The organism is Flagellimonas sp. L-11, from assembly GCF_056857735.1.
This window is the reverse complement of the sequence record NZ_JBSXNR010000053.1, coordinates 21,320-47,182: the sequence shown is the minus strand read 5'-3', so window position 1 is coordinate 47,182 and position 25,863 is coordinate 21,320. Positions and strand designations below refer to the sequence as shown.

Annotated in this window: 25 protein-coding genes; 12 read left to right on the top strand and 13 right to left on the bottom strand. The window is 42.5% G+C overall.

The window, feature by feature from the left end; genetic code table 11:
- The first annotated feature begins 104 nt into the window (after positions 1 to 104).
- Positions 105 to 1,475, top strand: coding sequence for an exonuclease domain-containing protein (locus AC13CC_RS08280; RefSeq protein ID WP_326278188.1), 1,371 nt, complete (start codon positions 105 to 107; stop codon positions 1,473 to 1,475).
- 18 nt (positions 1,476 to 1,493) lie between these two features.
- Here the strand turns inward: AC13CC_RS08280 and AC13CC_RS08275 are convergent, their stop codons facing one another.
- From AC13CC_RS08275 to AC13CC_RS08265, 3 genes are all read right to left on the bottom strand, one after another.
- Positions 1,494 to 2,270, bottom strand: a complete 777-nt coding sequence (locus AC13CC_RS08275; RefSeq protein ID WP_326278189.1) for an aldose epimerase family protein — start codon at positions 2,268 to 2,270, stop codon at positions 1,494 to 1,496.
- Positions 2,270 to 3,568 (bottom strand): M20/M25/M40 family metallo-hydrolase, encoded by a 1,299-nt coding sequence (locus tag AC13CC_RS08270; protein ID WP_482876128.1) that lies wholly within the window; start codon positions 3,566 to 3,568, stop codon positions 2,270 to 2,272. Before AC13CC_RS08270 ends, AC13CC_RS08275 begins: the two co-directional genes overlap by 1 nt.
- 63 nt (positions 3,569 to 3,631) lie before the next feature.
- Entirely contained in the window at positions 3,632 to 4,873 is a 1,242-nt protein-coding gene (locus tag AC13CC_RS08265) for an ABC transporter permease (RefSeq protein WP_482876129.1), read from the bottom strand.
- A gap of 3 nt (positions 4,874 to 4,876) precedes the next feature.
- On the opposite strand from AC13CC_RS08265, the gene AC13CC_RS08260 reads away from it, so the two are divergent.
- Entirely contained in the window at positions 4,877 to 6,100 is a 1,224-nt protein-coding gene (locus AC13CC_RS08260) for an exo-beta-N-acetylmuramidase NamZ family protein (protein WP_482876130.1), read from the top strand.
- A gap of 132 nt (positions 6,101 to 6,232) precedes the next feature.
- On the opposite strand, the gene AC13CC_RS08255 is transcribed toward AC13CC_RS08260, so the two are convergent.
- The gene (locus tag AC13CC_RS08255; RefSeq protein ID WP_482876131.1) at positions 6,233 to 7,081 is read right to left on the bottom strand and encodes a sterol desaturase family protein; all 849 of its coding nucleotides are present in this window, start codon (positions 7,079 to 7,081) and stop codon (positions 6,233 to 6,235) included.
- 21 nt (positions 7,082 to 7,102) lie between these two features.
- Positions 7,103 to 7,597: a YkgJ family cysteine cluster protein gene (locus tag AC13CC_RS08250; protein WP_482876132.1), complete on the bottom strand. Its 495-nt coding sequence runs from the start codon at positions 7,595 to 7,597 to the stop codon at positions 7,103 to 7,105.
- Between the two features lie 249 nt (positions 7,598 to 7,846).
- On the opposite strand from AC13CC_RS08250, the gene AC13CC_RS08245 reads away from it, so the two are divergent.
- Together AC13CC_RS08245 and AC13CC_RS08240 are read left to right on the top strand one after the other, a co-directional pair.
- On the top strand, positions 7,847 to 8,557 hold the full coding sequence (locus AC13CC_RS08245; RefSeq protein ID WP_482876161.1) for a class I SAM-dependent methyltransferase: 711 nt from the start codon (positions 7,847 to 7,849) through the stop codon (positions 8,555 to 8,557).
- A gap of 41 nt (positions 8,558 to 8,598) precedes the next feature.
- Positions 8,599 to 9,399 carry a hypothetical protein gene (locus AC13CC_RS08240; protein ID WP_326278196.1) on the top strand — a complete coding sequence of 267 codons (801 nt, stop codon included), beginning with the start codon at positions 8,599 to 8,601 and terminating at the stop codon, positions 9,397 to 9,399.
- A 9-nt stretch (positions 9,400 to 9,408) separates the two neighbouring features.
- Here AC13CC_RS08240 and AC13CC_RS08235 read toward each other — a convergent pair whose 3' ends face one another.
- Both AC13CC_RS08235 and AC13CC_RS08230 read right to left on the bottom strand, forming a co-directional pair.
- A complete protein-coding gene (locus tag AC13CC_RS08235; RefSeq protein ID WP_326278376.1) occupies positions 9,409 to 10,041 on the bottom strand; it encodes a 7-carboxy-7-deazaguanine synthase QueE in 633 nt (210 codons plus the stop codon).
- Positions 10,042 to 10,074: 33 nt separating this feature from the next.
- Complete coding sequence (locus tag AC13CC_RS08230; protein WP_326278197.1) at positions 10,075 to 10,527, bottom strand: RidA family protein; 453 nt, start codon at positions 10,525 to 10,527, stop codon at positions 10,075 to 10,077.
- Between the two features lie 56 nt (positions 10,528 to 10,583).
- Between AC13CC_RS08230 and AC13CC_RS08225 the strand changes: the two genes are divergently transcribed.
- Positions 10,584 to 12,086 (top strand): helicase HerA-like domain-containing protein, encoded by a 1,503-nt coding sequence (locus tag AC13CC_RS08225; RefSeq protein WP_326278198.1) that lies wholly within the window; start codon positions 10,584 to 10,586, stop codon positions 12,084 to 12,086.
- Between the two features lie 3 nt (positions 12,087 to 12,089).
- Positions 12,090 to 12,638, top strand: coding sequence for a hypothetical protein (locus AC13CC_RS08220; protein WP_482876134.1), 549 nt, complete (start codon positions 12,090 to 12,092; stop codon positions 12,636 to 12,638).
- Between the two features lie 10 nt (positions 12,639 to 12,648).
- On the opposite strand, the gene AC13CC_RS08215 is transcribed toward AC13CC_RS08220, so the two are convergent.
- Positions 12,649 to 13,017: a winged helix-turn-helix transcriptional regulator gene (locus AC13CC_RS08215; RefSeq protein WP_326278200.1), complete on the bottom strand. Its 369-nt coding sequence runs from the start codon at positions 13,015 to 13,017 to the stop codon at positions 12,649 to 12,651.
- Positions 13,018 to 13,168: 151 nt separating this feature from the next.
- Here AC13CC_RS08215 and AC13CC_RS08210 point away from each other — a divergent pair, with 151 nt between their 5' ends.
- Both AC13CC_RS08210 and AC13CC_RS08205 read left to right on the top strand, forming a co-directional pair.
- Positions 13,169 to 14,008 (top strand): alpha/beta hydrolase, encoded by an 840-nt coding sequence (locus tag AC13CC_RS08210; protein ID WP_482876136.1) that lies wholly within the window; start codon positions 13,169 to 13,171, stop codon positions 14,006 to 14,008.
- Positions 14,009 to 14,041: 33 nt separating this feature from the next.
- Positions 14,042 to 14,464, top strand: coding sequence for a VOC family protein (locus AC13CC_RS08205; RefSeq protein ID WP_482876137.1), 423 nt, complete (start codon positions 14,042 to 14,044; stop codon positions 14,462 to 14,464).
- 1 nt (position 14,465) lies between these two features.
- On the opposite strand, the gene AC13CC_RS08200 is transcribed toward AC13CC_RS08205, so the two are convergent.
- The gene (locus AC13CC_RS08200; RefSeq protein ID WP_326278204.1) at positions 14,466 to 15,092 is read right to left on the bottom strand and encodes a DUF2306 domain-containing protein; all 627 of its coding nucleotides are present in this window, start codon (positions 15,090 to 15,092) and stop codon (positions 14,466 to 14,468) included.
- Between the two features lie 120 nt (positions 15,093 to 15,212).
- Between AC13CC_RS08200 and AC13CC_RS08195 the strand changes: the two genes are divergently transcribed.
- Complete coding sequence (locus tag AC13CC_RS08195; protein WP_326278205.1) at positions 15,213 to 15,350, top strand: hypothetical protein; 138 nt, start codon at positions 15,213 to 15,215, stop codon at positions 15,348 to 15,350.
- Between the two features lie 5 nt (positions 15,351 to 15,355).
- On the opposite strand, the gene folD is transcribed toward AC13CC_RS08195, so the two are convergent.
- The 3 genes from folD to AC13CC_RS08180 form a co-directional block, all read right to left on the bottom strand.
- Positions 15,356 to 16,234, bottom strand: a complete 879-nt coding sequence (gene folD, locus AC13CC_RS08190) for a bifunctional methylenetetrahydrofolate dehydrogenase/methenyltetrahydrofolate cyclohydrolase FolD (protein ID WP_326278206.1) — start codon at positions 16,232 to 16,234, stop codon at positions 15,356 to 15,358.
- Positions 16,235 to 16,317: 83 nt separating this feature from the next.
- Positions 16,318 to 17,646 carry a signal recognition particle protein gene (ffh, locus tag AC13CC_RS08185; RefSeq protein ID WP_326278207.1) on the bottom strand — a complete coding sequence of 443 codons (1,329 nt, stop codon included), beginning with the start codon at positions 17,644 to 17,646 and terminating at the stop codon, positions 16,318 to 16,320.
- Between the two features lie 108 nt (positions 17,647 to 17,754).
- On the bottom strand, positions 17,755 to 19,518 hold the full coding sequence (locus AC13CC_RS08180; RefSeq protein ID WP_482876138.1) for a hypothetical protein: 1,764 nt from the start codon (positions 19,516 to 19,518) through the stop codon (positions 17,755 to 17,757).
- 113 nt (positions 19,519 to 19,631) lie between these two features.
- On the opposite strand from AC13CC_RS08180, the gene AC13CC_RS08175 reads away from it, so the two are divergent.
- From AC13CC_RS08175 to AC13CC_RS08165, 3 genes are all read left to right on the top strand, one after another.
- On the top strand, positions 19,632 to 20,132 hold the full coding sequence (locus tag AC13CC_RS08175; protein ID WP_326278210.1) for an RNA polymerase sigma factor: 501 nt from the start codon (positions 19,632 to 19,634) through the stop codon (positions 20,130 to 20,132).
- Positions 20,133 to 20,346: 214 nt separating this feature from the next.
- A complete protein-coding gene (locus AC13CC_RS08170) occupies positions 20,347 to 21,261 on the top strand; it encodes a FecR family protein (RefSeq protein WP_326278212.1) in 915 nt (304 codons plus the stop codon).
- Entirely contained in the window at positions 21,239 to 23,806 is a 2,568-nt protein-coding gene (locus AC13CC_RS08165) for a TonB-dependent receptor (protein ID WP_482876139.1), read from the top strand. The genes AC13CC_RS08170 and AC13CC_RS08165 overlap by 23 nt, the downstream gene beginning before the upstream one ends.
- Positions 23,807 to 24,036: 230 nt before the next feature.
- On the opposite strand, the gene argS is transcribed toward AC13CC_RS08165, so the two are convergent.
- Positions 24,037 to 25,815, bottom strand: coding sequence for an arginine--tRNA ligase (argS, locus tag AC13CC_RS08160; RefSeq protein ID WP_482876140.1), 1,779 nt, complete (start codon positions 25,813 to 25,815; stop codon positions 24,037 to 24,039).
- Positions 25,816 to 25,863 lie beyond the last annotated feature (48 nt).

Below are 25,863 nucleotides of genomic sequence, written 5' to 3'. Positions count from 1 at the left end.
TTTTACCTTCCATATAATCCTATCCCAAAAAAGAAACACATCATTCCCCCAACCCAAATTAAGTGCAGATAAAACCCTAACTTTAAAAGCCAATTTTTTAGACTTTGTACACCATAATTGACATAGAAACCACAGGTAACGGAATCAAGGGAAATAAGATCACCGAAATCTCTATTTTTAAATATGATGGTAACCAAGTCGTGGATGAATTCACTTCACTGGTAAACCCTCAATGTCCCATTCCCTATTTTATAACCGGACTCACGGGAATTGACGACCAAATGGTGCAAAATGCACCTACCTTCCCAGAAATTGCAGATACCGTGAAATTCATTACGGAGGGTTGTATTTTTGTGGCCCACTCCGTTAATTTTGATTATGGTGTGATCAAAGAGGAGTTTCGACAAATCGGCATTGATTTTACTCGTAAAAAGCTCTGTACGGTACGTTTATCCCGCAAGTTGATTCCCGGTCTACGTTCTTACAGTCTGGGAAAGTTGTGTTCTGCGGTCCAAATTCCCCTGATGGATCGCCACCGTGCCCGGGGAGATGCACATGCCACAGTGCTTTTGTTTGAAAAGCTTTTGAGAAAACCTGAATCGGAAGTGGTTTTTAAAAAGTTTTTGAATGCCCGAAGTCAAGAAGCCACCCTTCCGCCCCATCTGCCCAAATCCGTTTTTGACAAGATTCCCCAAAAACCCGGTATCTATTATTTTATGGACCAAAAAGGGGAGATTATCTATGTGGGGAAGGCAATCAACCTAAAAAAAAGGGTATTGGGACATTTTTACGACAAGAGCCGCAAAGAAATCCAAATGTGCAGCGAAACGGCCAATATTGACTTTAAGTTGGCCGGCAGCGAATTGGTGGCCCTTTTGATGGAATCCGCAGAAATAAAAAGATTGTTCCCGCCATACAACCGTGCCCAAAAAAGAACGGGACGGCAATACGCTATTTTTGCCTACGAAGACCGAAATGGAATTATGCACCTTGCCTACAATACCATTAAAGGGGTTCCCAACCCATTAAAAGTGATTCATAACCAAACAGAGTGCCGAGCATATTTGGAAGAAGTCTGCAAAAGTTTTTCGCTCTGCCCAAGGTATTGCCATTTACAACAGACCAACGCGGCTTGTTCCCATCATGAGATAAATTCCTGCGGAGGTATTTGTACGGGCGATGAAAATCCTGAAGAGTACAACCAAAAGGTTGAAGAAGCGATTGCGAACATGAAACTATTGACTTCGGAGGTTCGAATCATCAAGGAAAAAGGCAGGGATGAAAACGAAAGTGCCGTGGTTTTGATTGCGGACGGCATTTACAAAGGTTTTGGCTTTATTGACACGGACTTGGAAATATCTACCCTAGAAGACGTGGAAGCTTTTATTACCCCGCAGAAACATACGGTGGAAACCGAAAGTATTCTCACCCAATATTTTCTGAAGCACGACAAGAGTCAAATACTTGTCCATTAAAGCAATCTTAGCCTTAAGCTATGCTTCTGGTTTGAGAATCACTTTAAATTCAGCCGTCTCTTCCAATTTTTGAAATCCCTTATGCAATCGCGTTTGATTTACGGCAGAGGGATAAAATGATATGGGTTCAATGCATACCATATTCCGCACCTCTGTCCAGCACATAAAATTTCCAAAACCCTCGGTTTCAATAGTGATTTGTTTCTCATCCTTTAGTGTTATCGAAGTACAATCCTCCACTTGAAACGCCCGACTCCCTGCTTCCAAAACCTCATCCAACGCAATCGCTTTGTCCTCGGTCACAATCATTGGCGATTTTGAATGTAATTTAAAAGCAGGATGATACCCTAACATAAAAGGCATTCCCTTTTCTCCATAAATTTTAAAATGAATTTCCAATCCATCATCGGTCAACAAAAAGGATTTCTCGAACCTAAAATCGTAAGGCCATGATAAAAGCGCTTCGGTGGATTTTTCCGGAAATTTTGAATTGGGAACTTCGGTTCCCGATCGGTATTGCTTTACAAAAACGGCAGAAGTATCGGTTTGGTGCCCCAACTCGTATGCCATTTGGCGCAAAAGTCCATGTTGGTCTTGAATTGCTTCCCCTTTTGGTGTTTTCACACGAAAATCAGACTCGTTTACCGGGCCGATTATAGGGAACATTTCAGTATCGGCGCTGCCCCACCCCGGGCTTCCCTTTTGGTGAATAAATTCGTGTCCCTTTACTTCATAGCCCACAAGTTCCCCCGCATCAATCTTTACTACGGAGGTGTTTGTTTTTAGTGTTACCATTATTTGGCGTTTATCAATCGGTAAATCAAAATGGCAGTACGTTTTGTCAACGCTTCAATGGTATTCAAGTTAACGGTTTCCTGAGGGGTATGTGCGCCGGAGCCCATAGTGCCCAATCCGTCCAAGCCATCCACATAATTGGCAACAAAAGAGATATCGGCAGCACCTCTTTTGCCAGGGTCATAGGCCAATACCTCACCTTGTTTTAAATCCAAACTTACCTCGTTAAGTGTGCTCAACAATGCACGATTTCCTTCTGTAGGCCCCATGGCAGGGTAGCTATCCGTAAAACTAATACTTGCTGAGGTCTGTGGAAGGTTATTGGCTGCGATTTCCCTCATTTTGGCCCTAGCTCGTTCTTTTTGCTCTTCGGATATAAATCGAAGTCCACCTTTAACCACAGCTTTTTGAGCAACCACATTGGTTTTACCAAAGGCATCACCCTTGCTGGTCAGTTCATCATAATTCACAAAAGTTCCACCAAGCAGTACACCTGGATTAAAGGTTAACAGATCCTCCCCCTTTACATCAGTGTAGAATTGATGTAGAATCCGAGACATTTCAAAAATGGCACCTGCTCCTGTATTTTCACTAAAAACACCAGAGGAATGTGCACGTTTGCCCTCGACCTCAACGGCCCATCCCGAGGACCCTCTTCTGGCAACAGTGGCATAGTTGAAGCCAGTGGAGGTTTCAAATCCCAAGGCTACATCGCTTCGCTTTGCGGCATCAATCAAATCTTTTCTACTGATGGACAAAGGCTTACCCGTACTCTCTTCGTCCCCAGTAAAGGCTACAATAATCTGTGCATCATCCAACAGACCATTGTCCGATAATGCTTTTAGGGCATACAGTACAATTACATCGCCGCCCTTCATATCGTTGCCACCCGGGGCATGGGCAATACTGTCGTTAACCATTTCAAAAGTTTGAAACGGACTGTCTTCCTCAAAAACGGTATCCAAATGACCAATAAGCAGCAGCTTTTTTCCTTTTGAGCCAGAGGTTTCGGCAAATAAGTGACCTGAGCGGTTCATTTCGGCCGGCATTTCTATCCACTTGGTCTCAAATCCGATATTGTCAAAGGCATCTTTAAAAACCATACCCACCTTTTTAACGCCTTCGGCATTAAGGGTACCGCTATTTATGTTCACTACCCTTTCCAAAAAACCAATCGCATCGGAATTATTTTTTTCAATGGTCGAAACAATCTTTTTTTCGGTTCTGGAAAGTTTTTGTGCAGTTATGGATGCAGTTAAAAGCAAAGCAAATAATGTGGAATAATATTTAAATGTCATGGTGGGTTATTTTTTTGACAAGTTATCAATTTAGATTGAAAAGCCCACACGGGAAAACGGCTTCTATTCGAATTGAATGGCTTTTACCGGTGTTATTTTAGTGATGATGTACGATGGCACCAAAAGCATCAATAAACAAAGCAACATCACCCCGATGTTCAAAAGCAAGATGGTCGGCATATCCATGTGCACGGGAATGTAGTCGATGTAATATTCCTCGGGGTTCGGAAATTTGAACATACGGTACTTATTCTGAAGAAAAATGAGTCCCAGACCTATGAGGTTGCCCCAAAAAAGCCCGATGGCGATCAAATAGGCAGCGTTGTACAAAAAGACTTTCCGGATGCTCCAATTGGTGGACCCCAGTGCTTTTAAAATTCCTATCATTTGGGTACGTTCTAGAATCAAGACCAGCAAAGCTGTGATCATGTTGATACCGCCAACAATGATCATAATGCCAATGATCAGGGCAATATTAAAATCAAAAAGGCCTATCCATTCAAAAATTCGGTAATATTTACTTTTGATGTTTTGGGTATCCAAAACGGATACCGTTTTACCGTAGATCTCGTTGCTTTTTTCTTCCAATTGGTCAAAATCATCGAGAAAAACCTCAAAATTGCCAATCTGGTCTTCTTTCCATTTGTTCATCCGTTGGATGTGACGGATATCCACAAAAACATAAGTCTCATCAAACTCCTCAAAACCACTATCATAAATACCGACAATCTTAAACCTCCTATTGTTGGGCATTTTGGAGGCATCGCCATCCCGAAGAAAAAAGGAAAAGAAGGTATCGCCAACTTTTAACCGTAATCTATTGGCCATTAAACTGGATATGAGCACCTCCTCGTTCAGTTTACCGCCATAATCGGGCAATCTGCCCTCGACCAGATATTCTTTAAAGGTGCTCCAATCGTAATCGGTACCCACGCCCTTGGCCAACATGCCCTCAAAAGTATCGGCCGTTCGGATAATTCCACCTTTGGTGGCCACCGCCTGTACGTGCTTTACGCCTTCTACATTCTTAAACTCAGGATAAAAATCTTGATTTATGGAAACCGGTATCAGGGAGACTTCGGAATTGTTGTTGTCGAAATTGGAAATTTGGATATGGCCATTGAATGCGGCGACCTTTTCACGAATTTTATTTTTTAGGCCGACACCCGTTGCAATGGCAATAAGCATCATTACCACACCGATTGCGATTGCAGCGATTGCAATTTTTATTATCGGGGCGGAAATACTAATTTTATGTTCCTTCCCTGTAACAAGGCGTTTGGCAATAAATAACTCTAAATTCAACGAATGCCCATTTTATCTAAAATCAAAAGTACAGTTTTATTGTTGTTTTTGGTCTTTTCATCATGCAAGGGACAACAAAAAGAGAACATTTCAACTTCAGAACCAAAAACCGATTCCCCTGTACCCATCAAAGTGGCAGCTAATCGTACCGAAGTTTATCTCCCGCTTTTAAAGGGTAAGGCAGTAGGTATAGTTGCCAACCCAACAAGTGTTGTTTTCAACGAAAAAGGGCATACGCATTTGGTGGATTCCCTACTTTCCTCTGGTGTTGATGTGAAGCAGGTTTTTGCCCCCGAACACGGTTTTAGGGGTACAGCAGATGCTGGGGAACATGTTAAAGATGGTGTGGACACCCGAACCGGCCTGCCCATAATCTCCCTTTACGGCAAAAACCGTAAACCTTCCAAAGAGCAATTGAGCAATTTGGATGTCGTTGTTTTTGATATTCAGGATGTGGGGGTCCGATTCTACACCTATATTGCCTCGTTGCAACTGGTGATGGAAGCCTGTGCCGAAAATGACATACCCATTATTGTTTTGGACAGACCCAATCCCAACGGGCACTATGTAGATGGCCCTACCATGATGAAAGAGCATACCAGCTATTTGGGGATGAACACGATTCCGTTGGTCTACGGGATGACGATGGGCGAATACGCAAAAATGCTCAACGGCGAAGGATGGTTGAAAAATGGCAACAAAGCTGATTTAACCGTTGTGGAATTGGAAAACTATACGCACGAATCCGAATATCATTTGCCTATTAGACCTTCACCTAACTTGCCCAACGACACATCAATTACGCTTTACCCTAGCTTGGGCTTGTTTGAAGGCACCAATGTGAATGCGGGACGTGGCACCGAGTTCCAATTTCAACGTTATGGGGCTTCTTTTATGGACAGCACCGCCTATGATTTCAGTTATGTGCCCGAACCCAATTTTGGCTCTAAATATCCAAAAGAGGAGGGCAAGACCTGTTATGGTCGAGACCTGTCCAAAACCCCAAGAATGAACAATGTGACGATGGAATGGATCATTGATGCCTACAACAACACCTTGGACAAGTCCAAATTCTTTTTAACGAGCGGTTTCACCAAACACGCGGGCACTCCCCTACTTCAAAAACAGATTGAGCAAGGTATGACCAACGAAGAAATCAAGGCCACTTGGCAAGCGGATCTGGAAAACTTCAAAAAAATACGAGCGAAGTACTTGATTTATGATTGATTTAGAGTCTGACAAAACTTGCACGAATTAGCACAAATACGGCATCTGTCACATCGAGCGCCCGCCCGCCGGAAGGGCAGGCAGTCGAGATGTCTTAAAAAGCAAAGTTTTCTCAATCGATGCAAAAGCACCTCATTTCGAAATGACCTTTTGATTTTCCGTGGTCGGTCTACGGTATTTGTGAAATGGTTGTTTTAGCAAACCTTTAATGCTGCTGTTTTCCTTTTCATCGGGAAAGGTATCCACTCCGTAAACAATATCTTTTACGTCCATCGACATGTACGTACCAAATAGTCTGTCCCAAATGGAGAAAATGTTTCCGTAGTTGGAATCGGTATAAGGTAACTGATAATGATGGTGCACTTTGTGCATATCAGGGCTTACGATTATCCAGCTGATCGCATTGTCCACCCTTTTTGGCAAACGAATATTAGCGTGATTGAACTGTGAGAACACCACGGATAAACTTTGATACAACATAATGACACCAATGGGCGCGCCTACAAGTATAACACCCGCCAAAGTAAATGCATACCGGATCAAACTTTCCAATGGATGGTGCCTGTTGGCGGTCGTGGTGTCCACATTATGATCGGAATGGTGCACTAAATGAACCATCCACAAAGCTTTTACTTTGTGTTCCACCCAATGGGCCGCATAAGCACCTATCAAATCCAAAAGCATCACCCCGAGCAAAACATAAAGCCACAAAGGCATCTCTGGAAACCAATTAATAATGCCAAATTGGTTTTCCACCGCCCAATCCGACGATTTTAACAATAAAAAGGCCAATGGAAAATTGACCAAGATTGTAGTAAGCGTAAAGAAAAAATTTGGAACGGAATGTTTCCATTTTTTATAGGGGGCATTGAACAAGGGCAAAATCCCCTCCAAAATCCAGAAAAAAGTAATACCACCCACCAAAATAAGGCTGCGGTGCCACGAGGGAATGGTCTCAAAATAAGAAATCAATTGCTCCACTCCTTCAAATATAGCAAATCATTAAAATTTTATGGATTTTTTCATCTCCTCCACAATATTATATGCAGCAGGACAAATGGCCACATTTTTTAAGGTAAGGTTGGTTATCTGTTGGAACCTTTTCCTATCCGTATGCGGAAATTCGCGGCAGGCTTTGGGTCGAACGTCATATATAGAACAGTAATTATCGGCCCCTAAAAAACTACAGGGCACACTTTGCAGTACATAGTCGTTTTCTTCATCCACCCTTAAATATTCATCTATAAACTGGGAGGGTTTCATTCTAAAATGCTTAGAAATCCTGTTAATATCAGCATTGGTGAAAAGTGGGCCCGTAGTTTTACAGCAATTGGCACATGTTAGGCAATCCGTGCGCTCAAATTCCGCATCGTGCAGTTCTTGCATGGTATAATCCAGGTCTTTGGGAGGACGCTTTTTTAACTTGGCAAAAAACTTCTTGTTCCCTGAATGCTTCTCCTTGGCCCTTTGTGGCAAATCCCTAAGTATTTCATCCATAACACAAACTTATCCATTTTAAGGCTTTCCAAACAATTAAAATCCCACCTTTGCAAACTAAACCACTGTTGACTTGAGGTCCAGAGATTGGAAACGACAATGAAGTTGCCGGAATTATTGGGTTATTCGGTTATTTAGCCAATAACTTAATAAGCTATTGAAAGTCTATAGAAACTAAATTAAATGTAGTAAAATTACCAGCCGGCTAAGGCAGGGTTTTAACCTTCAACTTGTTAATAAATGCGAAATATATCCGATGTTTTTGGAAGGGCCCTATTGGATTACCAAAAAGGGGAATATACGGAGGACATTAAAACGTATTCATCTTTGGATGAAGCCGACGTAATTCCTGTTCCCTATTTGTTCCGAGAGTTTGATGAAATGCCCAAAATTGAGCAAAAGGCACTTCAATTAGCTCGTGGAAAAGTATTGGACATTGGTGCCGGTGCGGGAAGTCATGCCCTTTATCTACAAAACAAAGGATTTGATGTCACCGCCTTGGACAATTCCGAAGGATGTATTGCTGTTTGTAAAGAAAGAGGCATCCATTCGACAGTGGTAAGTGATGTTTTGGATTATGCCAATGAACGTTACGATACCTTGCTTCTACTTATGAACGGCATTGGATTGGCAGGCAAACTGAACAATTTAAGCGATTTTCTACAGCATTTGGCCTCATTATTGCAGCCTAATGGACGGATTTTATTGGATTCCAGCGATATTATTTACATGTTTGAACAGGATGAAGATGGCGGATACTGGATTCCCAATAATGGAACCTATTATGGCGAAATAGTTTTTGAAATGGAATACAAAGGTCAAAAAGGCAAACCGTTTGATTGGGTTTATGTAGATTTCGATACCTTGCAAAACGCTTGCGAATCCAATGGATTGGATTGCGAACTTGTAATTTCTGGTGAGCATTTCGACTATTTGGCTAAGCTCACATTAAAGAAATAATAGATTCCGATGCGGAACGTTTTAGTATATATTAGCTAATTATGAAAAAAATTGCGCTTTACGCTTTATGTAGTTTTGGATTACTGATAAGCTGTTCCAAGGATTCGGATATCTCTTCATCGGATTCTACCGTTAACATTGACAAATCTGGAAATCGTCTCTCCACAGGGGCTTCTGCCAGAAACTTGTTGTCCAATGATACTTTTGACAAACTTTTGATTGAGATTGATTATGCCACCGGTTTTGCCCCCACCGCTGGGGCCATTGCCAATTTTGAGGAGTTTTTAATAACGCACACCCACAAAGAAAATATTGAGCTTAAATATACCGCACTGTCCTCTCCGAATGAAGAAACATTGACCCTTGAAGAAGTTGTTGACCTTGAAAATGAGAACAGGGACGAATACAACAATGGCTCTACATTGGCCATTTATATTTACTTTGCCGATGCCCCTGCCGACAGTGATGATGATAGTGAGGGGCTAGTAACCTTGGGAGCTGTGTATCGCAATACCTCCATGGTCATTTATACACCCTCCGTAAAAAAAATAGCCAACAACAGTACATCCGTAAGTACTGAAGAGGTTGAGACGGCCACGCTATTGCACGAGTTCGGACATTTGTTTGGACTTGTCAACCTATCAACCGAATCGGTGAACGATCACGAAGACACCGAATCCGACAACCATTGCAATGTGGATGGTTGTTTAATGCGTTCGGAACTGGAATTTGGGTCTTCCTTGCTTAAACAAATGGAAAAAAATACCTCAAAGGGCTTGGCAACCGTTCCAGATTTGGGCCCCGAATGTATTTTGGACCTTCAAAAATATGGAGGTCGTTAAGCTTTTCGCTTAAGGAATATTCAAATACTTATGGGTCTGTAGGGAAACCTTCCATTTCGGATGCTTCATCACATAATCCACAATTTGGGGAACCATTTTGTCACGAACACTCCATTCGGGTTGTAGGTAGAGTATGCAATCATCACTTACTTGGGCGGCTTGTTCCTCGGCAAAAATAAAATCGTGCTTGTTGTAAATAATTACCTTAAGCTCGTGGGCTTTTTTATAAATATCGCCCACGGGAAGTTTGTTTTTTTTGGGGGATAGACAAATCCAATCCCAAACACCCGTCAATGGATAAGCTCCAGAGGTTTCGATATGAATCTTCATGTTTTTGGCCTTGAGACCTTGGGTCAATGGCCCCATATCCCAAGTAAGCGGCTCACCACCTGTGATAACAATGGTATCCGAATATTTTTCAGCATTGGCCATAATACTATCAATAGGTGTTGGGGGATGGGTTTCGGCATTCCAACTTTCCTTAACATCGCACCAATGGCAACCCACATCGCAGCCACCAATCCTTATAAAATAAGCGGCTGTTCCTTTGTGGTACCCCTCCCCTTGAATGGTATAAAATTCTTCCATCAAAGGGAGTGTTAAGCCCTTTTCCACCAAATCCATCACGTTTTCTTCCATCATGCTGCAAAGATAATCCACTTCTATGGTTTGGCCCTATTTTACGGCAATAACATCAATTTCTATGCTGCCGTTGGCTGCAATGCCCTTCGCTGCAAAGGTGGTTCGAGCTGGTTTTTTGATGAAATATTGGGTATAAATTTCATTAAAGGCCGAAAAATCATCAATATCGGCCAAAATCACGGTGCATTTTACCACATGGTCCAAGGTCATATCATGCTGTGCCAAAACGGCCTCGATGTTTTTAATGGCCTGTTCAGTTTCAGCTTTGACCCCGCCTTGAACCAGTGTGCGAGTCGTATGGTCCATCCCTATCTGGCCAGCCAAAAAGTACATATTGCCAGCCTGTACCACATCACTAAAAGGAGCGCTTTGTTTTTTGGGTTCATGCGACTTATGGAAAATAATCTCGGTGGTTTCTTGTGCATAGGAAGTGGCCATTGCCCCACTGATCAAAATAGACAATATTGCATAGTGGAAAGGTTTCATAATCTCATTTTTAGTTTTGCTTAAAATTACCCTATTTTTATCGGAAATTGAACAGGATGGGCAGCAAAGAAGAATTCTTTGAACACATTGAACAAGGTTACAGCATGAAGGGCGATTACATCACCTTGGGTGCCGGAATGTTGGATGGCGAAACCATGACCAACGCTTACATAAAGGTTCCCTTAAAAATGATGAATCGCCACGGCCTGATTGCAGGGGCAACGGGAACCGGAAAGACAAAATCGCTGCAAGTTCTGGCCGAAAACCTATCCGATAAAGGGATTCCCGTGTTGCTCATGGATCTTAAAGGCGACCTTAGCGGCATTGCACAACCCAGCCCCGGACATCCAAAAATTGATGAGCGCCAAGAAAAAATAGGCCTTCCATTCGAAGCCAAGGGGTTTCCCGTGGAAATCATGTCGCTTTCCGAACAGCACGGTGTCCGCCTGCGGGCCACGGTATCGGAGTTTGGGCCTGTGCTGCTTTCCAGAATCTTGGACCTGAGCGTTACCCAAGAAGGAATTGTTGCCGTAATATTCAAATATTGTGATGACAACAAGCTGCCACTCCTTGACCTCAAGGATTTTAAAAAAGTACTGCAATATGCCACTGGCGAAGGAAAAGAGGAGTTCCAAAAAGAGTACGGTCGTATTTCAACCAGTTCCACAGGAACCATTTTGAGGAAAATCATTGAACTGGAACAGCAAGGTGCCGACCTCTTTTTTGGGGAAAAATCCTTTGATGTGGAAGATTTGGTCAGAATTGACGAAAACGGTCGTGGCTATGTGAACATTATCCGTTTGACAGATATCCAAGACCGTCCAAAACTCTTCTCGACCTTTATGTTGAGTCTTTTGGCTGAAATCTACTCCACTTTTCCGGAACAAGGGGACAGCGACAGACCTGAATTGGTGCTGTTCATAGATGAGGCCCACCTGATTTTTGACAATGCCAGCAAAGCACTTTTGGACCAGATTGAAAGTATTGTGAAACTAATTCGTTCCAAGGGAATCGGACTTTATTTTGTGACCCAAAACCCTACCGATGTACCGGACGACGTTTTGGCGCAGTTGGGCTTGAAAGTTCAGCATGCGCTCCGCGCCTTTACCGCCAAAGACCGAAAGGCGATAAAGCTTACGGCACAGAATTACCCGATTTCCGAATTTTATGATACCGCCCAAGTGCTTACTTCATTGGGGACAGGGGAGGCCTTGGTATCGGCATTGGACGAAAAGGGACGACCAATGCCATTGGCAGCAACAATGATGCGAGCGCCGATGAGCCGCATGGATATTTTGAACGATGATGAGATAAAAGATGTACTGGGCCAGTCCAAATTAATTAAAAAATACAATGAGGAGATGGACCGCGAGAGCGCCTACGAAATCCTCTCCGAAAAGATTGAAAGAGCCGAAATAGAAGCCGAAAAACAGGAGAAACCAACATCCCAAAGGTCTTCCAGCAGAAGAAGCACCCGAATGAATCCCGTGGTTAAAGTTTTAACCAGTGCTACATTCATCAGAGGTGTTTTAGGAGTATTAAAAAAAGTGATTCGATAATATATGAAAAAGACAAGCCGAGCAATTGCCCTGTTTTTCGGGGTTGCATTAATTCATTCTTGCCAAAAGGATACCACATTCTTGATTACGGAAACCAGTGTTGGTCCATTGACCCAGACCACCCAGGTCGGTGAATTGGAAAGCACCTTTGTAAAAGATTCCGTTGTTGGAGACACAGCCCGAATCAACTTGGGTACATCCGCCAAAAAAATCGAAGTGTTTGAAAAAGGGGGCAAACACCTCCTGACCCTGACCCCAAATTCTGATAGCATCCCTACTGTTCAGAATGTTAGAATATTGGATCCCAGATATGTATCAGAAAAAGGGATTGGGCTTCAAAGCACTTTTAAGGATATCCAGAACAGATACGATATCAAAAAAATTGTGACGACCTTAAACAGTATTGTGGTCTTTCCAAAAGGTAGCAATCTTTATTTTACCATTGACAAGGAAGAGTTGCCCGAGAGTTTACGCTACTCAACTTCGGATATTGAAGCGGTACAAGTACCGGACAATGCCAAAATTAAATATTTGATGTTGGGATGGAAATAGTTTGATCGGGTTAAAGCAAGCCGAATTTTTCGCGATTGGCCAAAACCTTTGGGCTGTTATCGTGCATCCATTCGGCCAACTCCAGAAGTTTTTCCACATAAGACTGGCCAAAATCCGTGAGACTGTACTCTACACGGATAGGTACTTCCGCATACGCTTTACGAGCAATGTAACCGTCTGCTTCAAGAACTTTCAAACGCTGGCTCAATACCTTATTGGATATTCCGTAGACGTATTTCTTGAGTTTGTTGAACCGGAGTAAAGGAAAATATCCCAGCCAAAGAAGAATCAATATACTCCATTGGTCAGAAGCTACGGACATTACATCGCGAACCGGGCATAATTCGGGCGGGTTCTTGTAATCTATATGCCCAAACATTTTTTCTAATTTTTTTACCGTCCTAATTTTCTGATTATCAGCGATAGTTTCCATTTACACACTTAGTTTTCAATCCGTCACTTCTTTTGTTTTCTAAAATGAATATGTACTTTTAGTATCAAATTAAGAGTAAGTTACAAAAAGTAACCTTATGAAAAAACTGCTCAATAAAATACTTCCATTGGCTTACGGGCAATACTATAATGCTTATACACTTATTGCACCCAAAAAAGCAGCCGATAGTGCTTTTCATTTGTTCTGCACAGTCAGAAAAGGTAGGGTTAGACCGGAACAAGCAGCCTATTTGGACGGAGCCAAACTGGCCATTGAAGAGGTTGCCGAGCATAAGATACAATCGTATCATTGGCCTGGGAACAAAGAAACCGTTTTGTTGGTCCATGGTTGGGAGAGCAACACCTTTAGATGGCGCAACCTTATCAAAAAACTTAGGGAGGCCGACTTCAATATAATTGCTTTTGATGCGCCTTCGCATGGCTATTCTTCTGGAAAACACTTGTATGTGCCCTTGTATGAGGAAGCCGTAAACTATATGGTGACAAAGTACAGTCCAAAACACCTGATTGGACATTCGGTGGGCGGAATGACCATTATTTACAACCAATATAAAAACCCAAGCACCAATGTTGAAAAAATGGTCACTATTGGCTCTCCGTCGGAATTCCACGAGATTATGGAGCACTTTCAAGATTTGTTAAAGTTCAATAATAGGGTAATGAAACAGTTGGATAAGTACGTATACAACCGCTTTGGATTCCATATCAATGAGTTTTCCACTTCCAAATTTGCACAATCCATCAGCCAAAAAGGGTTGTTGTTTCATGATAGGCACGACAACATTACACCTTACCATGCATCGGTTGCAGTAAATAAAAATTGGAAAGACAGTACGTTGGTAAGTACCGAGGGCTTGGGACATTCCATGCACCAAGACGATGTGAACGACCAAATCATATCTTTTTTGGAAGCTTGATAAAGTTGTCCTAATTTTCAGAAAAAATAAACCATGCAAAAAATAACCCCTTTTCATGTTGCCGTTCCGGTACACAATTTGGATGAATGTAGAATCTTTTACCGCGATGTGCTCGGGTGTGAAGAAGGTAGAAGTGCCGAACAATGGGTAGACTTTGACTTTTTTGGGCATCAATTCGTGATTCATTATAAGCCAAAGTCCGACGAAGACACGCACACCAACCCCGTTGATGGTAAAAATGTACCCGTGCCCCATTATGGTGTGGTTTTGCCATGGGACACCTTTCAAACATTTTCCAAAACGCTAATAGAAAAGGGTATCGATTTTGTAATTGAACCTTACATTCGGTTTAAAGGGGAGCCCGGGGAACAGGCGACCATGTTCTTTTTAGACCCTGCCGGAAATGCTTTGGAATTCAAGGCTTTTAAGGATATGGGGCAATTGTTTGCCAAGTAGTTTAAACTAGGTTAAGACCTTTTTTGCGTACCCAAAGTCGGGCAAAAACCATATTGGGCACCCAACAAAGCCAGGCAACTATTTTGTAGGCCAGTAAAAACTCCCCGAATATGATGGTTAGGAGCGGTAGCCAAATACGCAGTGTAACCGCTGCAAAACAAGCCGCGTAGCTGTAGATCATCAAACCTTGGTGCAGGGAAAGATCCTTGTTTTTAACCGCTATATAGGCTCTTAAGGTAGTAAAGAGCCAAATCACCCCAAGACTTATAAACCCCAAGGATGAAACAATGCCGCCCGTGGCGAAAAAACCAAGGTAAACACCGCACAGCCCACTGACCATGGCAGATAAAATATAAATCCTACCCAAATTCCTATGTAGGCCCAAATGTTTGGCCCGGAGCTTTTTTATAAACTGGGGCCATCCCGATAAAAGAGCAATCCCCCCAAAACCAATATGTCCGTAAAAAGCAATTCTCCAGATTATGCTGGACAACACTTCCTTGGATTTGCCCAACAACAGGCCAAACTCCTCGGCAGCAAATAGGTAAATCAAAGGATAAAGACCAATGCCTATGGCTAAAAGCACAAAAACCACCCAAGCTACTTTGTTCCTAACTGTTTGAGCCATATCGACTTATTTACCAAGAAGTAAGTTATCGATATTTTGGATATAAAAACAAGAATATTGATGGCAATTCGTTATAAGTGTACTGATCAGCCTCTTGAGGCAAACCCAAATTGTACTATTATGAAGACAATTTTACTCCTGATTACCCTTATTTTTTCTGCCCTGGCCGTATCCAGTTGTACCAATGACGAAGGTGAGACCGAATTTGAATTTTTGACCCCCGAAGAAGAGCAAAAAGCTGAGCAAGAAACAAACTAAGGTTTTTAAACCTTGTGACGCTCACGGGCCAACAAAGTGTTCTTGAGCAACATGGCAATGGTCATGGGACCTACCCCTCCAGGAACTGGTGTAATGTACGATGCTTTCTTACTTACATTTTCAAAATCCACATCGCCAGTGATGTAATATCCTTTTTCACGCGATTCATCGGGAACCCGGGTAATACCTACATCGATTATGGTTACGCCATCCTTGACCATATCGGCCTTCAAAAATTTTGGCACTCCCAAAGCAGATATCACAATATCCGCCTGAAGTGTCAATTCCTTTAGATTTTTTGTTCTACTATGTGCTAGGGTCACCGTAGCATTTCCGGGATACCCCTTTTGGCTCATTAAAATACTGATGGGCCTGCCCACAATATGGCTCCTGCCAATTACCACGGTATGCTTACCTTCGGTTTCCACCTTATAACGCTTCAACAGTTCCATGATCCCAAATGGAGTGGCAGAGATGAAAGTCTCCATATCCAAGGCCATTTTACCAAAATTTGTGGGGTGGAATCCATCCACATCCTTATCGGGGTCAACGGCCATGAGCACTTTTTCCTCATCAATATGTTTTGGCAAGGGCAATTGAACAATATAGCCGTCGATATCGGGATCGTTGTTCAATTGGTGCACTTGCTTTAGCAGATCTTCCTCGGTGGTTTCTTCTGGAAGATGGATAAGGGTGGACTCGAAGCCTATTTTTTTACAGGAACGCACTTTGCTGCCCACATAGGTTAGACTGGCCCCATCGTTACCAACCAAAACGGCTGCCAAATGAGGGACTTTTTCGCCCCGCTCTTTCATTTGGGCCACCTCAACGGTTATTTCTTCTTTGATTTGGTTCGATACTTTCTTTCCGTCAAGGATTTCCATAGTGATTCTTTAGGTTTTGGCAATTATTCAAGGGGTTTCCGGCTTCCGGCTTCTGGCTTCTGACTTCTGACTTCTGGCTAAATTTATTTCATATTCTGCATCATCTGCATCATCTTTTTGCCTCCGCCGCCTTGCATCATCTTCATCATCTTGCTCATTTGATTGAACTGCTTTAGCAATTGGTTTACTTCTTGAATGGATGTTCCACTACCGGCAGCTATGCGCTTTTTGCGGCTTGCATTCAATTTGGCAGGTGTAGACCTTTCCTCGGGGGTCATGGAGTGGATAATGGCCTCAATGTGTTTAAAGGCATCATCATCAATATCCAATCCTTTCAAGGCCTTTCCCGCACCAGGGATCATTCCCATGAGGTCCTTCATACTCCCCATTTTCTTGATTTGCTGAATTTGGCTCAAGAAATCATCAAACCCAAACTTATTTTTGGCAATTTTCTTCTGAATCTTACGTGCTTGCTCTTCATCAAACTGCTCTTGGGCACGCTCCACCAAGGATACCACGTCTCCCATACCAAGGATACGGTCGGCCATTCGGGATGGGTGGAACACATCAATGGCCTCCATTTTTTCGCCCGTACCAATGAATTTGATAGGCTTATCGACCACGGATTTAATGGAAATGGCGGCACCACCTCGGGTATCACCATCGAGTTTGGTCAGGATTACCCCGTCAAAGTTCAAGACATCGTTAAACGCTTTTGCGGTATTAACGGCATCCTGACCTGTCATGGAATCCACCACAAATAAGGTTTCCTGCGGCTTTATGGCCTTATGGATGTCGGAAATCTCATTCATCATCTGTTCATCCACGGCCAAACGACCTGCGGTATCGATGATCACTACATTGCACCCAACACTTTTGGCATGGGCAATACCTGCCTTGGCAATGGCAACGGGATCGTTGTTCCCGCGGTCCGAATATACCTCTACCCCTATTTGGTCACCTACTATATGTAACTGGTCTATCGCTGCTGGACGGTAGACATCGCAGGCTACCAAAAGTGGCTTTTTGGTTCTTTTGTTTTTGAGGAAATTGGCAAGTTTACCGGAAAAGGTGGTTTTACCAGAACCTTGCAGACCGGACATCAAGATTACGGAAGGGTTACCTGAGAGATCTATTCCTTCTGCTTCGCCCCCCATAAGTTCGGTAAGCTCATCTTTAACCAATTTTACCATGAGCTGGCCAGGTTGAAGGGAGGACAGTACATTTTGGCCTAGTGCCTTCTCTTTGACCGTATTGGTAAATTCCTTGGCAATCTTAAAGTTGACGTCGGCATCCAACAAGGCCCTTCGAACTTCCTTAAGGGTCTCTGCTACATTGATTTCCGTAATTTGTCCATGCCCTTTGAGGACGTGAAGTGCCTTATCTAATTTTTCACTTAAATTATCGAACATGTGTTCTTTGTTTTAAAGGAGGGACAAATTTAAGAATAATATAAAAGAAAAAGGACGGCTTTGGGGCGAGCCGTCCTTCTTTTGGAAAAAAAAGATTGGGGAAAAATTCTATGGTTTCTCGAACACCAAGGTATCCAAGGAATCATCATCGCTTTCATCAGTAAGTTCAATTCGTGTGGAAGTGATAGAAACCACCTTCCAATCATTGGTCAACCCTGCAAGATCATCTCCTGTATCAAAATTGATATAGAGCTTCAACCCTTCTTCCGAATCTCTCAGTACCCTCCAAAGACCATTGGCAACAGGGTCTGCATTGATCAATACTTCCATCTGGTGCATCGTCGAGAAGTTAAACTCCATTCCTGTGTAGGAAGTTGTCAGTTGTGCTGCTCCTTCTTGGTACAGGGCGATATTCCAAGATCCGTCCATGATCATACTCCTAATTTCGGCAACATCGCCATCATCCGCACTATCATCACATACTTGCAGAAGTACCATTTCATTGTCTGACTCATCAATATTAAACTTAAATCGACTATCCGTAAGCTCACTGATGGGCCACTCATAACTCACCTCTGGCTCACCTTCCATAGTAATCATAAGGGATAATTCCAATTGACTATTGAGTCCGATGTCCCAACTACCTTGCGAGACATTTACACCATTGCCAAGGGTAACCGTTCCTCCTGCCTTAAACTGGAATTCATATCCAAGAAGCCTTTTGACCTCATTCCCTTGGTTTATTATCTTTTTTACGATCCATTCACATTCTTGCAACATTGAAATCAAGGTTTCCCTATCTACTTCGGACGGCTCCGCATCACAACGTTCTTTGAGTATTATTTTGTTGCCATTATCCTTATGGAGTTTTATAAAACCATCCTCCAATTCATATACATACCAATCCAAAGTAAAGTCGGCAACAGCTTGAAAATCAACACTCAAGAGCACCCCATTTTCCGCCATGGCAGTAGTCCATGTACCAGTCATACTGGTAGTTGCACTGGCAAGTACCACTGTCCCATCTTGGGAAAAGGTCATCAATTGTTCAAAATATTGTTCTGTGTTATCGACTTCATCACGGATTACTTGTCTAACTTCCAAAGGACAGGCCAGCAAAAGGTCATCAAGCTCCTCTAAAGTGAAATCATCATCGTTATAATTATCATCATCGTCTTCGTCACACTCGTTTTTGGACGTTTCCAAGGCAGCGGCAAGTTCCGTATTGCTCCCGACCGTAATTTGGGTGCCATCATGTTTTTTTAGGGTAACGGGAAACTGTATGCTTATAAGTTCATTGTCGTCATCAAGTTCATCAAAAAACCTTCTCATGCCCAGGTCACTCTTTATCTCTACCTGACCGGATTGTTGGTTATCCACACCAAAGGTGAACAAGGTAACTGGGTAAACAAAGTCGATACACTCTATATCGTCATCGTCGCCCCCTTCAATGCACTCACGAGCCATTGTTTCAAGCTCACCATGGTTTTTAATGCTTATCTCGGTAAAATCGGAAAGGGTAACTGTAATGGGGAAAGCAATGTCCAAAACGTCATTGTCGTCATCCAGCTCATCAAAAATTTCTTCAACAATTTCAAGGTCGTTTTTAGAATCGATTGTCACATCGACCCCATTTACATTCACTGTATATGGAAATTGGATGGCAAAACAACTGGCACCATCGACAATATTGTCAAAAGAACCATCATACGAAGACGTATTTTTAATTAATATAGCCGTTGTGGAATTGGCTGCAATGGCCTGTCCTTCGCCACCTTGGTCAATCTCTTGGTATTCTTCCTGACAAGAGGACAAACTTAAAACAAGTACAACCAGTACTGTGCGCAACAAGTTGTCAATCAACTTTTTCATAACTTTTGAATTTTGGGGTTATAATTCAATCTTAAAACAACCCTTCTTAAAAAAACCCTACTTTTTCTTAAAAATTTTCAAATATATTTGAACCGATAAACAAACCCCCATCCATGAGCAACGTATGCGAAGACCATGTTTTCAGCAAAGTTTTCAAGACCCACTCCAAAACGGTCTTTAATTATATCTTTTACAAATTCGGGAATGAGGAAAAGGCTCATGACGCCGTTCAGGAAGCATTTGTAAAACTTTGGCAAAACTGTGCAAAGGTAAGTCCGGAAAAAGCAAAATCCTACGTTTACACAATTGCCAATAATCTATATTTGAATGTGATCAAGGCAGAAAAGATTAGATTAAAACATGCCGATAGCCTTATCAAGGATAGAACAAACGAGTCCCCGGAATTTTTGATGGAGGAAAAAGAATACAAGGAAAAATTGGACAATGCCCTAAATGCTTTGCCCGAAAACCAGAGAACTACTTTTTTGCTCAACCGGATCGATGGAAAAAAATATGCGGAAATAGCAGAAATGGAGGGTGTGGGCATAAAAGCCATTGAAAAAAGGATGCATTTGGCACTGAAGAGTTTACGGGAACAAATTGATGGCATTTAAAGTAGAAAAGAGATAGGGGATAGGTGAAGACAGGAGATATTGATCCTGATCTTGGAAGCACGAAGTCAGATGTCAGTTCGCGGTAAGCAGTTGGCAGTAGCCCCAGCCTTTGCCGTTTGGTCTTGATCCATGCATCTATGCTCTTGAACTTGGAATTTGGAAAAGTAGGGTATTTTAAAAGGTAGTTGTTATTATAACGTAAAGCATAAAACCCATGCAAGAAAATTATTTGGCAAAATGGCTCAGTGGAGAGCTTTCGGAAGAGGAACTTAGGGAGTTCGAAAATTCCCGAGAGTTTGCCTCGTATCAAAAGCTCAAGGATGCTTCAAGCAACTTAAAGGCACCCGATTTCGACACGGAAAAAGCCCTACAGCGCTTGAAAGAAGAGTATCTTGACAATGCACCAAAGGTTATTTCCCTCAACCCTTTCAAGAAATTCCTGAGAGTCGCCGCCCTTATTGCCATACTCCTTGCCGGTTCTTATTTTTATATGAACACCTTGACCGAAAAAGTTACCACGGATTACGCTGAGCGTTCCGAGCTTATGCTGCCCGATAATTCCGAAATCTTTTTGAACGCAGATTCACAGGTGTCCTTCAATAAAAAGAATTGGGACAACAAAAGAAATGTTGATTTAAAGGGAGAGGCTTTCTTTAAGGTCGCAAAAGGAAAAAAATTCACGGTTTCCACCAAACACGGAACGGTTGCCGTTTTGGGCACACAATTTAATGTGGAAAATAGAAAAGGTTTTTTTGAGGTGACTTGCTACGAAGGTTTGGTAAGGGTCAACTACAACAACAAAGAAACCAAGTTGCCCGCTGGAACTTCTTTCTTGATGATCAACGGCAAAATTGTCAACATTGGGACGCCCAATGGCACACTCCCATCATGGATGAACAACGAAAGTAGTTTTGAGAGCATTCCCTTAAAATATGTTTTTTCCGAGCTTGAAAGACAGTTCAATGTAACGGTATCCTCAAAAAATATTGATACAAATCTATTATTTACAGGTTCTTTCAACAACACAGACCTAAATATGGCGTTAAAAAGTATAAGTACCCCCTCCAAAACACGTTACAAAATAGACGGAGACAACGTACTTTTTTATGCTGGGAACACACAACAATAAGCATTTAGGCCTTGTCCTTGTTTTATTGCTTTTCATACTCTGCGCCGCCAATGCGCAGGAAAGGCAACAATCCCCCATTGGCCTTATTTCCTATATAAAAACGTTGGAAAACCGTTTTAACATCAAGTTTTCCTATCTCAATGAAGATTTGGAAGGACTCACCATTTCTATTCCCGAAAACCTCGACTCATTGGAGGGAATTCTACAATACATTGAAGGTAAGTTTCGTGTAGAGACGAAAAAGCTCAATGAACGCTACTATACCCTTACCAAAGAAAACCGTGTAAACCTCTGTGGTGTGGTACTGGATAATTTTGAAGAAAACACGGTTGTAGGTGCAACGGTGGAGGTATTGGGAACCGACATTGCCAAAATCACCGACAGCAATGGCTACTTTACCATGGAAAACATCCCCCGTGATGCCTCACTCAAAATTCGCTACTTGGGCTACATTACCAAATATGTAAAGGTCGAAACCCTATTGCAGCAAGGTGGATGCCCTAAAATACTATTGGCACAGCATTACGAACAATTGGATGAAGTGTTCGTCTACAAATACCTTACCTCTGGAATCATAAAGGAAAAAGATGCCAGTATTACTCTGAAAACTGACGAATTTGGCATCCTTCCAGGATTGATAGAACCGGACATCCTGCAAACCGTACAAGCCCTTCCCGGCATTAAAAGCATTGATGAAACGGTATCGGATATTAATGTACGGGGAGGAACCAACGACCAAAACCTAGTGCTTTGGAACGGCATCAAAATGTATCAATCCGGACATTTTTTTGGTTTGATATCCGCTTTTAATCCCTACCAAACAGATAAGGTAACCATATACAAAAATGGAACCCCGGCAAATTTCGGGGATGGCGTAAGCAGCGTCATTCAAATGGAAACCGGGAATACCATCTCCGAGAGGTGGAAGGGAGGCGGAGGATTCAACTTGATAAGCGGAGACGTTTATGGAGAAATTCCAGTGACCAACAAACTCGGCATTCAATTTTCGGCCAGGCGTTCAACAACCGATTTCCTGAGCACGCCCACCTATAAACAGTTTTTCAATAGGGCCTTTCAAGATAGTGAGATAACGGTTCAAAACAACAATACCATAGACGACGAATTTATCAGGGATGAAGACTTTTTCTTTTACGACTTTTCCGGAAAAATCCTGTACAACCTCAACCCGGACCATAACATCAGGCTGAGTGCCATACGTATCAAAAACAATCTAAATTATGAAGAAACCAATGTCTCCGCAGATGAGACCAACAGCAGTTTATTAAGACAGGATAATATTTCCGTAGGCGGTCAATTACAGAGTACTTGGACCGACCGCTTTTCTTCCCATCTCAACATGTATTACTCCAGATATAATCTGGACGCACAGAATATTTTCGCCAATGAGGTACAGCAATTGTTCCAAAACAACCAAGTGACGGAAAATGCCATAAAACTGGACACAGATTATATCTTGAACGATGCATTCAGTTGGAGCAATGGGTATCAATACATTGAAACGGGGATCATCAATGCCACATTTATCAACGAGCCCGATTTCAACAGTAAAATCAAAGGGGTAATTCGCACACATGCCCCGTACTCACAGGTCAACTACAATTCCCCTGAAAACAAATTCATTGGAAAAATCGGTGCCCGCTTTAACTTTATTGAGAACCTGGACACCTTCAAAAAGCTTTTGATCGAACCAAGAATCAACCTAAATTTTAAATTGGCCAACTATTTAAGAGCGGAGCTTTTGGGTGAGTTTAAAAGCCAGACCACCAACCAGATCATAGATCTGGAACAAAACTTTTTAGGTATTGAAAAGCGACGGTGGATTCTGTCCAACGATAGCACACTTCCTGTTACCAAAAGCAAACAAGGTTCCGTTGGCATCAATTACGAAAAAAACAATTTATACATTGGGGTTGAAGGCTTTTACAAAAATGTGGACGGGATAAGCACCAGTACACAAGGATTCCAGAACCCGCATCAATTCTCGGGTGAAATAGGGAGCTACGATGTTAAAGGGGCTGAACTGCTCATCAATAAAAAAGGAGATAACTACAGTACATGGTTGAGCTATGCTTACAATAAAAATGATTACACTTTTGATTCGATTGTACCACAGTCGTTTCCCAACAATTTGGACATAAGGCACACGGTTACCTTTGCAAGTACCTACACCTACAAAGACTTGAAATTAAGCATTGGACTAAACTATAGAACGGGAAAACCATTTACAGAGCCTGTTGAAGGCGAAGAAGGTTTGGACCAAGGTTTTTTTCCGCCCAGAATCAATTACCAAGCCCCGAACAATAGCCGGTTGCCAGAATATTTTAGGGCGGATGCCTCGGCCATCTATAATTTTCAGTTAAGTAGAAGCATTCGTGCCAATGCGGGACTCTCCATCCTAAATTTTACGAATAGAAAAAATACGCTCAACAAATATTACCGCGTAAACGAGGATGATGAAATTGAGACCGTGGAAAGCGTTTCGTTGGGCATTACGCCCAATGTAAGTTTTAGGGTGAGTTTTTAAAGATTTTCCCGACTGTGCCCGAAATTGCACAGCAGTAACATTTGTGAAAATTCCAGTAATCCGTGTCAAAGTACAAAAGATTTCCCGCTTACTCCTTCGACTCCACCCAGGACACCAACTAGAAATGACAAAACCCGTCATTCCTGCACAAGCAGGAATCCAAGAAATTAATGCTTTTTTGGCAACAAAAGAACTGAAGAAAATACTTGTCAAGACACAGAGGGATTAATTTACATCCGCTCTGGAACATCTATACCCAACAAGCGGAAAGCGGATTTGATCACCTCTCCCACTTTTTTCGACAACTGCACCCTAAAGTTTCTCTTCTGCTCATCTGTTTCGCCCAAAATGGAGACCTGTTGGTAGAACGAGTTGAACTCCTTAACCAAGTCATAAGTATAATTGGCAATCAAGGCCGGACTAAAGTTTTCCGCCGCCAACTGCACCGTTTCGGGAAACAACTGGATTTGCTTCAACAATTCTTTCTCCTTTTCGTGCAATTCCATGGTCATGTCGAGCGTAGTCGAGACATTGAAATCCGCCTTTCGCAAAATAGATTGAATCCTTGCGTAGGTATACTGGATAAACGGTCCTGTGTTTCCTTGAAAATCTACCGACTCCTCTGGATTAAAAAGGATACGCTTCTTGGGGTCTACCTTTAAAATATAGTATTTAAGAGCGCCCAAACCTATGGTTCGGTACAATTGCGTTTTCTCTTTTTCGGAATAGCCGTCCAATTTGCCCAATTCTTGCGAAATGGACGCTGCGGTATCTTCCATATTTTTAATCAGGTCGTCCGCATCCACTACGGTACCTTCCCTACTCTTCATTTTTCCGCTGGGCAGGTCTACCATACCATAGCTTAAATGGTACAATTGCCCTGCCCAAGAATAACCTAATTTTTTCAGGATAAGAAACAACACCTTAAAATGGTAATCCTGCTCGTTCCCTACGGTATACACCATTCCGTTGATATCCGGAAAATCGGTTACCCGCTGTATGGCCGTACCAATATCTTGCGTCATATACACCGCAGTTCCATCGGAACGCAGTACGATTTTCTCATCCAGTCCTTCCTCGGTAAGGTCGATCCAAACACTTCCATCTTCTTTTTTGAAGAAAACGCCTCGTTCCAGGCCATCTTTTACCACATCACGACCCAACAAATAGGTATCGCTCTCGTAGTACAACGTATCAAAATCAACGCCTAGATTTTTGTAGGTGGTATCAAAACCATCGTACACCCAACCGTTCATCTTTTTCCATAGCGCCACTACTTCTTCATCACCAGCTTCCCACCTTCGGAGCATTTCTTGGGCCTCCAACAAAATCGGGGCTTCTTTTTCCGCCTTATCCTTTGGAGTTCCAGACGCTATCAACCCGGAAATCTGCTCTTTGTACGCTTTATCAAATGCGACATAGTATTTCCCTACCAAGTGGTCGCCCTTCAAACCAGAAGATCCGGGGGTTTCCCCATTACCAAACCTCTGCCAGGCCAACATGCTCTTGCAGATATGGATGCCTCGATCATTTATAATCTGCGTTTTGTACACTTTTTTGCCCGAAGCCTTCAAAATTTCGGCCACGGAATAGCCCAAAAGGTTGTTTCGGATATGCCCCAAGTGCAAAGGCTTGTTGGTATTGGGTGAGGAATACTCCACCATGATCGCATCCTCGGACCGTGATTTCACATAACCAAAATCGGTCTCATCCTTAATGCTGTTGAAGAAATCGAGGTAATGGCTATCCTCAATAACAATATTCAAAAAGCCTTGTACCACATTGCATTTGGATACCTCATCAACATGCTCCTCTAAATATTCCCCAATCTGCCCTCCAATCGCGGCAGGATTTCCCTTTACATAGCGTAACATGGGAAACACCACAACGGTAATGTCACCTTCAAAATCCTTTCGGGTAGGTTGAAATTCCACCGTGGGCAGGTCAACTTGGTACAGTTGTTTTACCGCCTCGATCACTTTTTGGGTCAAATCGTTCTGCAAACTCATCTAAAAGGCTTTTCAGGGCGCAAAACTACGTATTTTTTGGGCTTTTCC